The following is a 12,441-nucleotide window of genomic DNA, read 5'->3' as shown; positions in this document are numbered from 1 at the left end:
GGCGTGCTGCCGACTGGGGCGCTGCCGCCCCGCGCCCGGGGCACGCGCCGGCCGGCACGACGTCGACCGCGCCGACACGCGGCCGATGCGCCGGTCTGGCTGTTCGACCTCGACAACACGCTCCATCACGCGTCGCACGCGATCTTCCCGTTCATCAACCGCGCGATGACCGCGTACATCTGCGAGCGGCTCGACGTGGCACGGCCGATCGCCGACCGTCTGCGGGTCGAGTACACGCGCCGCTACGGCGCGACGCTGCTCGGCCTGGTGCGGCGCCATGCGATCGATGGGCACGACTTCCTGCACGCGGTCCATCCGAACGAAGGGCTGGCGGCGCTGCTGCGCAGCGAATATGGCCTGCGGCGCGCACTGGCGCGCCTGCCCGGCCGCCGCATCATCCTCACCAATGGCGCCGCGCAATACGCGCGCGATGTGCTGATCGGTCTCGGCATCGCCGACCTGTTCGAGGACATCGTCGCTGTCGAGCAGATGCGCCGCGGCGCGCGCTGGTTCGCCAAGCCCGACGCCCTGCCGATGCGCGCGCTGCTGCGTCGGCTGGGCGCCAGCCCGGCCCGGACGGTGCTGGTCGAGGACACACACACCCATCTCAAGCGCTATCGTCGCCTGCACCTGCGCACCGTCTGGATGACCGGCCACCTGCCGCCGCGTACCGGCGGCGCGCCGCATCGCACGCAAGGCCGGCCCCACTACGTCGATCTGCGCATCGCGTCGCTGCATCAGTTGCGCGCCGGGCGCGGCGGCCGGCCCGAGCGGGCCTGAGCCGCATGGCCCGGCACCTCGCCTGGACAGGTGCCCGGCGTGTGCTTGGCATGCGCTCGATACCAGGTAGACATCGGGTCGGCATCACCCTGGCGAATGCACGGCGAATGCACGGCGGTGCTGAGAAGCCGGCTATACTAGCGGCTTGAAACGCGCCGATTTGTCGACACGATTGCGGGCGCGTGAGACGGACCATGCGATCAATGCGCGGCCTCCGGCTCGATATAAATGCGGCTAAAGCGGTCGTCCGAGCGCCTTGTTTCGCCCTCCGACCCTTTGGCTTTTTCCAAAGCGGCTCATGGCTTCGACACTCGGCATCGTTTCTCCCATTCAGATGCACTTCGACACCCCGCTCATGCTGCAGAGCGGCGAGGTGCTGCCCGCCTACGACCTGATGGTCGAGACCTACGGCACATTGAACGCGGCGCGCAGCAATGCCGTGCTCGTGTGTCACGCGCTGAACGCCTCGCACCATGTCGCGGGTGTCTACGCGGACGCCTCCGGCAAGGCCGGCGAGCTTGGCTGGTGGGACAATATGGTCGGTCCCGGCAAGCCGCTGGACACCGATCGTTTCTTCGTGATCGGCATCAACAACCTGGGCTCCTGCTTCGGCTCGACCGGGCCGATGAGCATCGATCCCGCCACCGGCAAGCCATTCGGCGCGCGCTTCCCGCTGCTCACCGTCGAGGATTGGGTCGACGCGCAGGCCAGGGTGGCGGACCGTTTCGGCATCGAACGCTTCGCGGCAGTGATGGGCGGCAGCCTTGGCGGCATGCAGGCCGTCGCGTGGAGCCTGCGCTATCCCGAGCGGGTCGGCGATTGCCTGGTGATCGCCTCGACGCCGCGTCTGTCCGCGCAGAACATCGCGTTCAACGAGGTGGCACGCTCGGCCATCCTGTCCGACCCCGAATTCCACGGCGGCGACTACTACGCCCACGGCGTGGTGCCGCGCCGCGGGCTGCGCGTCGCGCGCATGATCGGACACATCACCTACCTGTCCGACGACGACATGGCCAGCAAGTTCGGGCGCGCGCTGCGCCGCGCCGACGGAGCGCTCGACGCGTGGCGCTTCAGCTTCGACGTGGAGTTCGAGGTTGAATCCTATCTGCGCTATCAGGGCGACAAGTTCGCCGGCTATTTCGACGCCAACACCTATCTGCTGATCACGCGGGCGCTCGACTACTTCGACCCCGCAAAGTCGTTCGACGGCGATCTGACCGCCGCGCTCGCCACCAGCCAGGCGCGCTTCCTGGTCGCATCGTTCATGACCGACTGGCGTTTCGCGCCGGCCCGCTCCCGCGAGCTGGTCAAGGCGCTGCTCGACAACAAGCGCGACGTCACCTACGCGGAAATCGACGCGCCGCACGGCCACGACGCCTTCCTGCTCGACGACGCCCGCTATCACGCTTTGATTCGCGCGCGCTACGCGCGCATCGCGGAGGAGATTGCATGAGCGCCGTGCTTGACGCCTATGAAACGCTGGCCCAGCGCGCCGACTTCCGGGCCATCGCGCGCTGGGTCGAGGCGCGCGCGAGCGTGCTCGACCTTGGCTGCGGCGATGGCGCGTTGCTCGAGGTGCTGGTGCGCGAGCTGGACGTGCGCGGCTACGGGATCGAGATCGACGACGCCGACGTGGCCGCGTGCGAACGCCGCGGCGTGAACGTGATCCAGCAGAACCTGGAGGATGGACTGCGGCTGTTCGAGGCGCAGTCGTTCGACTTCGCGATCCTGTCGCAGACGCTGCAGACCATCCATCGCACGGCCGAGATCCTGCGCGAGACCGTCCGCGTGGCCCGCGAGGCGATCGTCTCCTTCCCGAACTTCGGCTACTGGCCGCACCGGCTCGCGGTCCTGCGCGGGCGGATGCCGGTCTCGGAGTCGCTGCCCTATCAATGGCACAACACGCCAAACGTGCGGGTGTTGACGATTCGTGACTTCGAGGCCCTCGCCTCGGAAGTCGGTTTCACCATCGTTGAACGCGTCGTTCTGAAAGATACGGCGCCGATCAGCTGGGGAGCGAACTGGCGTGGTAGTCTTGCGGTTTATCGCGTCCGCCAGGCCTGAGCGCCGCGGCGCCATCGGCTCCGACGACGGCATGCAGCGTTGATGCCCGGCAGCCCGCTGCGCGCCACCGCCCACGCCGTGCACGTTGCTTTCGCCCTTTCGCGCCTTGCGCGCGCCCACTGCTGGTCCAGCCGGGTGCGTCGCCGACAGCACGCGTGAGGGGCGCGGCGGGCACCGCTGCCTGTCGGACCGGTGCGTTGCCCCGCTTTTCCCCGCGGCCGTGCCGCGTCCGTTTCGTTTTCAGCCTCAAGTGATGCAGAACCCCTCTGGCCAGCCTCCTGTCGCGGGCTGGCGCGCCCTGGTCAACGGCCGGATGTTGATCTGCGTCTTCCTCGGCTTCATGTCGGGGTTGCCGCTGTTCACCTCGATCAGCCTGCTGCAGGCCTGGCTGCGCTCGGACGGCGTCGATCTGCGCCAGATCGGCCTGTTCGCGCTGATCCAGTTTCCCTACACCTGGAAGTTCGTCTGGGCGCCGTTGATGGACCGCTTCGTGCCATCGTTCGCCGGCTGGCGGCCCGGCCGGCGGCGCGGCTGGATGCTGCTGACCGAAGTGCTGACGATGGTGACCATCGCTGTCTTCGGCATGTTCTCGCCGACCCGGGAAATCTGGCTGGTCGCCGCCCTTTCGGCGTTGCTGGCCTTCTTCAGCGCCAGCCTCGACATCGTTGTCGATGCCTATCGGCGTGAACTGCTGAGCGATCGCGAACAGGGCCTCGGCACCGCGATCCACGTCAACGCGTACAAGGTCGCCGGCCTGGTGCCCGGCGCGCTATCGCTGGTGCTCGCCGACCACCTGCCCTGGTCGCTGGTGTTCCCGATCACCGCCGCCTTCATGTTGCCCGGCATCCTGATGACGCTGGTGATCAGCGAGCCGGACCTCGGCGTGGCGCGGCCGCGCTCGCTGCACGATGCGATCGTGCTGCCGTTTCGGGAATTCGTCGGTCGCAACGGCCTGCGCAGCGCGCTGCTCGTGCTGGCCTTCATCTTCCTTTACAAGCTCGGCGACAGCATGGCGACCGCGCTTGCGACCTCGTTCTACCTGGACCTGGGCTTCACGAAGACCGACATCGGCCTGATCGCGAAAACCAGCGGCTTCTGGGCCAGCATTGCCGGTGGCCTGATCGGCGGCGTCTGGCTGATCCGACTCGGCATCGCGCGCGGCCTGTGGATCTTCGGCGTCGTGCAACTGGTGGCGGTGCTGGGCTTTGCCTGGCTTGCGCACGCCGGCGCCAGCCAGCTCGGCCTGGCGCTGGTGATCGGCCTGGAAGCGTTTTCCGCCGGCCTCGGCACGGCCGCCTTCACCGCCTATATCGCCAGCACTACCGATCCGCGCTATACGGCGACGCAGTTCGCGCTCTTCACCAGCCTGGCGTCGGTGCCGCGCACCTTTGCCAATGCAGGTACCGGCTACATCGTCGCCCAGGTCGGCTGGTTCGACTTCTTCCTGGTCTGCGCGGCGCTCGGCCTGCCGGGTCTGTTGTTGCTGCCCAAGGTGGCGCCCTGGAGCAGCACGCAATGACCGGACGATCGACACCGTGCAAACGGGGCGCGGCGGCGTCGCTCAGGGCTGCCTCGCCGCTGCCGGCGACCACGCAGCGGCCGTGCCGGCGGCTAGGCTTATCGGATCCAGGCCGCGAAGCGGCACGCCTGCCGGACCGCCCGGCCGGCCGCCTGCCGATGCTGCATCGGCTGACCCGGCTGCGTAAGCTGCTGGCGTGCTGCGTCGCGCTGCCATTCGCTACCGCCGCACTCGCCCAGGCGACGCCGCCGAGCGCCGCCTCCGCGACCGAACAGCAGTTGCGCGACGGCGGCGGGGATGCGTTCCGCCATGCGATGCCAGCCGCCGATCTCGAACTGCAGGGCGACGCCACCTACCAGCGCCTGATCGGCAACGCGCGCGCCAGCCGCACGCTGCTGCCGGCGAACGACGCGCGCGTGCGCCGCTCGCGCGCGATCCTGCAGAAGCTGGTGCCATATGCATTGAAATGGAACGATCGGGCGCGCGACTGGCGTTGGGACATCGAGGTGGTTCGCTCGCCGATGATCGACGCCATCGCGCTGCCGGGCGGCAAGTTCGTCGTCTACTCCGGCATCATCGACAAGCTGTCGTTGCGCGACGACGAGCTGGCGCTGCTGCTTGCACACTTGAGCGCGCATGCATTGCGCGAGCATGCACGCGGCCGACTCGCGAGCGTGGCCCAGGACCGCGTCGCCGATGAGCGCATCAGCCGCTTGTTCGGACTGGTGCCGCCGGTCGGCGCGCAGGGTCTGCGCACCGATCGTCTGCTCGGCCTGCGCTATGGCACGGCCGACGAGACCGAAGCCGACGTCATCGGCGCGGACATCGCCTCGCGCGCCGGCTACGATCCGCGCGCGGCGATCAATTTCTGGCAGAAGGTTGCGCTGGCCAACCGGCGACATCCGCTGGACTTCGCGCTCGTCCATCCCTACACGTACAAACGCGAGCTGGCGCTGCGCAAGCGGCTCAACGACATGTTGCCGCTGTTCGCGAAGGCGCTCGGCTACACGGTGCAGACGCTGCCGCCGTTCCCGCTGACCACCGCGCAGCGCAAGGACCGCCTGCCGGCACGCGCGAAGGCGGCAGCCGCGGCACCGGCGACGGCCGCGTCGTCCTGAGCCGCGCGCGGGCTCGCGGGCTCGGTCGGGCAGCGCGTTGGCCACCACTCGACCGCGCACCGCGTTGACTGTTGCGGCCGTAAGGGACGGATACCCAGCGACGCAAACGGTTACAAGCGCGGGCCGGCGCACTCCCTAGAATGGAATCGCACGGTCGACCTATGGAACCGGTGCGGCCGGGACACTCGTTCCGGTCCAGAGGAGCGCAGACATGGCCAGTCGTTTCGGATCGATGCACCGCCGTCAGAACCGCCTGTACGCGGTCGGCATTCTCAGCGCGGTACTCGCCGGCGCGCTCGCTCCGGTCACGGCGTCCGCGCAAAACAATTTTCCGGGCGGCGGGCATGGCCCGGGTAATGGTAGCCCGCAGGGCGGTCAGCCCCAAGGTGCGCCACCGCAAGGCGGGCAGCCGCAGGGGGGCCGTCCACAAGGCGGACAGCCTCAAGGCGGTCACCCGCAGGGGAACCCAGGCGCCCAGAACGGCGGCGTGCATGGTCAACCGCTGCCCGGTCGAACCCCCGGTGGCGTGGGCCGGCCGGCGAACGGCGGCCCTGGCGCGGGCAACGCGCCGCAGGGAAGCAATCCAGGGCCGGGCGGTCCCGGTGGGCAAGGCGGTCAACACGGGTGGAACGGCCCGGGCAATGGCGGCAACGCGCCGCGCGGCTGGACCAATGGCCCTGGCGGCAACGGCGGCCCGGGATGGCATGCGGCGCCAGGGCGCGAAGTGTCGCCCGGTGGGCCGCCGCACGGCTACTACGGCCCTGGCGGACCGCAGTATCGCGGCCGAGGCCCGGTTGGCGGGCCGCCCCCCGGCTATGCGTTCCGCGACCGCGATCGCGTGTATCTGCGCAATTACTACGCACCGTCGTTTGGCGCCTTCGACTGGCAGCGCCGCCCGACCTTCCAGCCGGGCTGGCAAATCCCAGGCGCGTACTGGCGCTACATCGAACCGTTGCCGCCGCCGCTGATCGCGACCTTGCCGCCGCCGCCGCCGGGATACCAGATCGGCTATTACCAGGGGTGGGCCATTGTCTACGATCCGACCACCTGGGTGGTGTTGACGGTGATCGATCTGATGGGCGGCTGACCGTCGCGCCCAGCGCCGGGCCGGCCCGCTTTCGCGGCGGCCCGACCGTTTCGCTCAACGCACCGGGAAGCGATAGTCGATCGTAAGCGGCGCGTGATCGCTGAACTTGATGTCCTTGAAGACCGCCACGGTATGCGCGGTCTCGGCGATCTTCGGCGTGGCGAGATGGTAGTCGATCCGCCAGCCGACGTTCTTCGCGTAGGCCTGCCCGCGGTTGCTCCACCACGTGTACTGCTCGGGGCGCGGATCGAGCCGGCGATGCACGTCGACGTAGCCGACCTCGTCGAACAGACGGGTCAGCCAGGCGCGCTCCTCGGGAAGGAAGCCGGAATTCTTCAGGTTGCCCTTCCAGTTGCGGATATCGATCTCGCGGTGCGCGATGTTCACATCGCCGCACAGCAGGACCTCGCGCCCTTCGGCGACCAGTCCGCTCAGATGGGGCATGAACGCGTCCATGAAACGAAACTTGGCAGTCTGGCGTTCCTCGCCGCTCGAACCGGACGGCACGTAGACCGAAATCAGCGACAGCTTGCCGTAACGCAGCTCGACGTAGCGCCCCTCGTCGTCGAACTCCTGCGTGCCGAAGCCGACCACCACCTCGTCGGGCTCATGACGGGCGTACACGCCGGCGCCGCTATATCCCTTCTTCACCGCATGCTGGAAATAGCCGGTATAGCCGTGCGGCGCCAGGTGTTCGGGCGTCATGTCGCATTGCTGCGCCTTCAGTTCCTGCACGCAGACGAAGTCGGCGTCCTGGTCCTTGAACCAATCGAAGAAGCCCTTGCGGGCCGCCGACCGGATGCCGTTCAGATTGGCAGTGATGACTCGCATCTCGCTCCTCGATTCCGGCCGGTCAGGCCAGTTTCTGCTTCAACAGTTCGTTCACCTGTTGCGGGTTGGCCTTGCCGCGGGTCGCCTTCATCGCCTGACCCACCAGTGCATTGAACGCCTTCTCCTTGCCCGCGCGGTATTCGTCGACCGACTTCTGATTGGCGGCCAACACGGCATCGATGATTCCTTCCAGCTCGCCGCTGTCCGAAATCTGCTTTAGGCCGCGCGCCTCGATGATGCGGTCCGCGGCATCGGCAGCGCCGGACGGCTCGTCCCACATCGCCTGGAACACCTCCTTGGCGATCTTGTTGGAGATCGTGCCGTCCGCAACGCGGCGCAGCAGTGCAGCCAGTTGTTGCGGCGTGACAGGCGCCGCCTCGATCTCGATACCGGCCCGGTTCAGCTGCGAGGCGAGTTCGCCCATCACCCAGTTCGCGGCGGTCTTGGCCTGCGTGCCGTCCAGCGCACCCACCACCGCCTCGAAATACGCCGCATAGGCGCGCGACGCGGTCAGCGTCGCGGCGTCCTGCTTCGACAGGCCGTAGGCGTCGCCAAGGCGGCGCTGCATGGCCTGCGGCAGTTCGGGCAGCGACGCGGCCACCTCGTCGATCCACGCCTGCCCGATCGCCAGCGGCAACAGGTCCGGGTCCGGGAAATAACGATAGTCGTGCGCGTCTTCCTTGCTGCGCATCGAACGGGTCTCGTGCCGGTCGGGATCGTACAGCCGCGTTTCCTGCACCACTTCGCCGCCGTCTTCGATCAGCTCGATCTGGCGCCGCACTTCGTAGTTGATCGCCTCCTCGAGGAAGCGGAACGAATTCAGGTTCTTGATCTCCGCGCGCGTGCCGAAGGCCGTCGCGCCGACGCGTCGCACCGAGACGTTCGCGTCGCAGCGGAACGAGCCTTCCTGCATGTTGCCGTCGCACACACCCAGCCACACCACCAGGCTATGCAGCGCGCGCGCGTAGGCCACCGCCTCGGCCGCGCTGCGCATCTCGGGTTCGCTGACGATTTCCAGCAACGGCGTGCCGGCCCGGTTCAGGTCGATGCCGGTCATGCCGGCAAAGTCCTCGTGCAGCGACTTGCCCGCGTCTTCCTCGAGGTGCGCGCGGGTCAGGTTGACGGTCTTTTCGTACGCCTCGCCCGTCGCGGGCACCACCTGCACGGTGAGCGAGCCGCCCTGCACCACCGGAATCTCGTACTGGCTGATCTGATAGCCCTTCGGAAGATCCGGATAGAAGTAGTTCTTGCGCGCGAAGATGCTGCGCGGCGAGATCGTTGCGCCCAGCGCCAGCCCCAGTCGGATCGCGCGCTCGACCGCCGCGCGATTCAACACCGGCAGCGTGCCGGGCAGCGCCAGGTCGACCACGCTTGCCTGCGTGTTCGGCGCGGCACCGAATGCGGTCGGCGCCGCCGAGAAGATCTTCGAGACAGTCGAGAGCTGGGCATGCGTCTCGAGGCCGATCACGACCTCCCAGCCAGGGAATCGTTCAAGCATGGTCAGAGGTCCTTCGGCGTGCGGGTGTGCCAGTCGGTCGCGCGTTGGAACGCATGCGCGATCTGCAGCATGCGCGCTTCGTCGAAATAATTGCCGATGATCTGCAGACCGACCGGCCGATCGCCGGCACCGAAGCCGCACGGCACGCTCATGCCCGGCAGGCCGGCCAGGCTGACCGACAGCGTGTACACGTCGGCCAGGTACATCGACAGCGGGTCGTCCTGCTTCTCGCCGAGATTCCACGCCACAGTCGGCGACACCGGCCCCATCAGCACATCGCACTCGGCGAATGCCTTCTGGAAGTCGTCGGCGATGATGCGCCGGATACGTTGCGCCTGCAGGTAGTACGCGTCGTAATAGCCATGCGACAGCACATAGGCGCCGACCAGGATACGACGCTGCACCTCCGCGCCGAACCCTTCCGCGCGGCTCTTCTTGTACATGTCGAGCAGGTCGCCGTACTCGGCGGCGCGGTGGCCGAAGCGCACGCCATCGAAGCGCGACAGATTCGACGAGGCTTCAGCCGGCGCGATCACGTAATAGACGGGAATCGACAGTTCCGTCTTCGGCAGCGAAACATCGACCAGCGTGGCGCCCAGCGACCGGTACACCGACAACGCCTGCTCGACCGCGGCGCGTACGTCCGCGGACAGGCCGTCGCCGAAATATTCGCGCGGCAGACCGATGCGCAGGCCCGCCAGCGGACGGGCGGCGTCCGCGCCGGCCAGCGGCTGGTCGAGATGGCGCGCGAAATCCTCGCCGTCGCGATCGATGCTGGTCGAATCGCGGGGATCGACGCCGGCAATCGCCGACAGCACATGCGCGCAGTCCGCCGCCGAGCGCGCCATCGGCCCAGCCTGATCGAGCGACGAGGCGAAAGCGATCATGCCGTAGCGCGACACGCGGCCGTAAGTCGGCTTGATGCCGGTGATGCCGGTCAGCGCGGCCGGCTGACGGATCGAGCCGCCGGTATCGGTACCTGTCGCGGCCACGCACAGATTCGCGGCCACCGCTGCGGCGGAGCCGCCGGACGAACCGCCCGGCACCGCAGCATGGTCCCAGGGATTGCGCACCGGTCCGAAGTACGAGTTCTCGTTCGACGAGCCCATCGCGAACTCGTCCATATTGGTCTTGCCGAGGCACACCGCGCCGGCGGCAGCCAGCTTTGCCACGACGGTCGCGTCGAACGGGCTGCGATAGCCGGCCAACATCTTCGACCCCGCGGTGGACGGCCATTCGCGCGTGACGAACACGTCCTTGTGCGCGATCGGCACGCCGAGCAACGGCGCGCGCTCGCCAGCCGCCAGGCGGGCATCGGCCGCGGCTGCCTGCGCCAGCGTGCGCGCCGCGTCGACGCTGACGTACGCGTTCAGCGCGTTGGCCGCCTCGATGCGCGCCAGGTATTGCCGAGCCAGTTCAACGGCCGAGCAGCGCCGCGCGTCGAGCGCCTCGCGCAGCCCGGTCAGGCTAGTGTCGTCCATCGGAAGTCCTTCCTTCTAGAAATTCGGTACGCCGCCGAGGGCGGCGCGAGCCAGCGGTGCCTGACGTGGCGGTGCCTCGTGCAGCAGACGCTTCGGCGGGCGGCCCAGCCGGCCGCGCGAACCGGTCCGCCAACGCCGCGGACGGCGGCCACCCGCACGAAGCCGACGCGGCGCCGACGCCAGGCCGGGCGCTGCTTACTCGATGACCCGCGGCACCAGGTACAGCCCGTCCTCGGTCGCGGGCGCGCTCGCCTGATTCGCGGTGCGGTCGATTTCCGCTGCCACGGCATCCTCGCGCAACCGCAGCGCCACCGGCTCGACCACCTCGATCGGGTGCGCGAGCGGGGCGATGCCGGTGGTATCGACCGCCTGCATCTGCTCGACCAGTCCGAAGAACGCGTTGAGCTGGCCGAGCAGCGGTGCCACCGCGGCCTCGGGCAATTCCAGGCGGGCGAGATGCGCGATGCGCGCGACGTCGTTCGGGGTCAGGGACATGCTCTCGATTCAGTAAGGGCGGGCGCCAGGGGCGCAGGGGCGGCGCAGCGGCACCGCATCCGTCGCTTCGCGGCGGCCGCCGGCCGCCTTCGCGGCGTGCCGTTGCCCGCCACGCCACGATGCGCCGGGGTTGTGTGACAAGCTGCTGAAATGCTGCGGGAATCCTGCTTATAGGGCTCGGATTATAAGGTATGATTACGCACTTGACTCGCAGGGCACCCTTAGGCATCAAGGAGGGTTTCGCCCGGAATGTCCCAAGCCGCGCCGCTGCTCGCCCGACGTGACTCGCTAGACCGGGGCGCGGGGCGCGTCCCGACGGCCAACGGTAATCCCCCGCCGTCCAAATTTTTGCGCTCGAGGCACGATCGTGCCTCGGCGAGACAGGAACCTGAATGTTCGGTTTTTTTCGCAGCTATTTCTCCAACGATCTGGCGATCGACCTCGGCACCGCGAATACCCTGATCTATATGCGCGGCAAAGGCATCGTGCTTGACGAACCGTCCGTGGTGGCGATTCGTCAGGAAGGCGGCCCGAACGGCAAAAAGACGATCCAGGCCGTCGGCAAGGAAGCCAAGCAGATGCTCGGCAAGGTGCCCGGCAACATCGAGGCGATCCGGCCCATGAAGGACGGCGTGATCGCCGATTTCACGGTGACCGAGCAGATGATCAAGCAGTTCATCAAGATGGCGCACCAGTCGCGCATGTTCAGGCCGTCGCCGGCCATGATCGTGTGCGTGCCGTGCGGTTCGACCCAGGTCGAGCGCCGCGCGATCAAGGAAGCCGCCCACGGCGCGGGCGCATCGCAGGTGTACCTGATCGAAGAGCCGATGGCCGCCGCGATCGGGGCCGGCCTGCCGGTGTCCGAGGCCACCGGCTCGATGGTCGTCGACATCGGCGGCGGCACCACCGAAGTCGGCGTGATCTCGCTGGGCGGAATCGTCTACAAGGGGTCGGTGCGCGTCGGCGGTGACAAGTTCGACGAGGCCATCGTCAACTACATCCGCCGCAACTACGGCATGCTGATCGGCGAACAGACCGCCGAAGCGATCAAGAAAGAGATCGGTTCCGCCTTCCCCGGCTCCGAAGTCAAGGAGATGGAGGTCAAGGGCCGCAATCTGTCCGAGGGCATCCCGCGCAGCTTCACGATCTCGAGCAACGAGATCCTGGAAGCGCTGACCGACCCGCTGAACCAGATCGTCTCGTCGGTGAAGATCGCCCTCGAACAGACGCCGCCGGAACTCGGCGCCGACATCGCGGAACGCGGCATGATGCTGACCGGCGGCGGCGCGCTGCTGCGCGACCTCGATCGCCTGCTCGCCGAGGAAACCGGTCTACCGGTGCTGGTCGCCGAGGATCCGTTGACCTGCGTGGTGCGGGGCTCGGGCATGGCGCTCGAACGGGTCGACAAGGTCCGCAGCATCTTCTCCTACGAGTAAGCGTTGCGGCGGCGGGATGGCTGCACTCGCAGGCGGGATTGCATGAACCGGAACCTGCGTAGCCGGCCGGACCGGCGTCGATCGGCCGCTGCGGACCGCACGCGTGTCTGCGCGGTTACTGTGCGACGGGTC

Annotated in this window: 11 protein-coding genes; 7 read left to right on the top strand and 4 right to left on the bottom strand. The window is 68.1% G+C overall.

All coding sequences use genetic code 11. From position 1 onward, the window contains the following. Positions 1-3 precede the first annotated feature (3 nt). The 6 genes from BLU54_RS17200 (at position 4) to BLU54_RS23840 (ending at position 6,568) form a co-directional block, all read left to right on the top strand. Positions 4-780, top strand: coding sequence for a pyrimidine 5'-nucleotidase (locus BLU54_RS17200; RefSeq protein WP_091911414.1), 777 nt, complete (start codon positions 4-6; stop codon positions 778-780). A gap of 298 nt (positions 781-1,078) precedes the next feature. Next, a complete protein-coding gene (gene metX, locus BLU54_RS17195) occupies positions 1,079-2,233 on the top strand; it encodes a homoserine O-succinyltransferase MetX (protein ID WP_091911139.1) in 1,155 nt (384 codons plus the stop codon). Beyond that, positions 2,230-2,844: a methionine biosynthesis protein MetW gene (gene metW / locus BLU54_RS17190; protein ID WP_091911136.1), complete on the top strand. Its 615-nt coding sequence runs from the start codon at positions 2,230-2,232 to the stop codon at positions 2,842-2,844. The genes metX and metW overlap by 4 nt, the downstream gene beginning before the upstream one ends. Before the next feature lie 253 nt (positions 2,845-3,097). Further along, complete coding sequence (locus tag BLU54_RS17185; RefSeq protein WP_091911133.1) at positions 3,098-4,363, top strand: AmpG family muropeptide MFS transporter; 1,266 nt, start codon at positions 3,098-3,100, stop codon at positions 4,361-4,363. Beyond that, complete coding sequence (locus BLU54_RS17180; protein WP_235838002.1) at positions 4,360-5,481, top strand: M48 family metalloprotease; 1,122 nt, start codon at positions 4,360-4,362, stop codon at positions 5,479-5,481. Before BLU54_RS17185 ends, BLU54_RS17180 begins: the two co-directional genes overlap by 4 nt. 211 nt (positions 5,482-5,692) lie before the next feature. Continuing rightward, entirely contained in the window at positions 5,693-6,568 is an 876-nt protein-coding gene (locus BLU54_RS23840) for a hypothetical protein (RefSeq protein WP_170845202.1), read from the top strand. A 54-nt stretch (positions 6,569-6,622) separates the two neighbouring features. Here the strand turns inward: BLU54_RS23840 and BLU54_RS17170 are convergent, their stop codons facing one another. From BLU54_RS17170 to gatC, 4 genes are all read right to left on the bottom strand, one after another. Beyond that, positions 6,623-7,399, bottom strand: coding sequence for an exodeoxyribonuclease III (locus BLU54_RS17170; RefSeq protein WP_091911125.1), 777 nt, complete (start codon positions 7,397-7,399; stop codon positions 6,623-6,625). Positions 7,400-7,421: 22 nt separating this feature from the next. Next, positions 7,422-8,897 (bottom strand): Asp-tRNA(Asn)/Glu-tRNA(Gln) amidotransferase subunit GatB, encoded by a 1,476-nt coding sequence (gene gatB, locus BLU54_RS17165; RefSeq protein ID WP_091911123.1) that lies wholly within the window; start codon positions 8,895-8,897, stop codon positions 7,422-7,424. A gap of 2 nt (positions 8,898-8,899) precedes the next feature. Further along, positions 8,900-10,378: an Asp-tRNA(Asn)/Glu-tRNA(Gln) amidotransferase subunit GatA gene (gatA, locus tag BLU54_RS17160; RefSeq protein ID WP_091911121.1), complete on the bottom strand. Its 1,479-nt coding sequence runs from the start codon at positions 10,376-10,378 to the stop codon at positions 8,900-8,902. A gap of 195 nt (positions 10,379-10,573) precedes the next feature. After that, positions 10,574-10,873, bottom strand: coding sequence for an Asp-tRNA(Asn)/Glu-tRNA(Gln) amidotransferase subunit GatC (gene gatC, locus BLU54_RS17155; protein WP_091911118.1), 300 nt, complete (start codon positions 10,871-10,873; stop codon positions 10,574-10,576). Positions 10,874-11,265: 392 nt separating this feature from the next. On the opposite strand from gatC, the gene BLU54_RS17150 reads away from it, so the two are divergent. Next, positions 11,266-12,309 carry a rod shape-determining protein gene (locus tag BLU54_RS17150; protein ID WP_091911116.1) on the top strand — a complete coding sequence of 348 codons (1,044 nt, stop codon included), beginning with the start codon at positions 11,266-11,268 and terminating at the stop codon, positions 12,307-12,309. Positions 12,310-12,441 lie beyond the last annotated feature (132 nt).

Origin of the sequence: Chitinasiproducens palmae (assembly GCF_900095735.1) — a bacterium.
Lineage (GTDB): Bacteria > Pseudomonadota > Gammaproteobacteria > Burkholderiales > Burkholderiaceae > Chitinasiproducens > Chitinasiproducens palmae.
The sequence above is the reverse complement of the archived record's forward strand: the minus strand, read 5'-3'. Positions and strand labels throughout refer to the sequence as shown.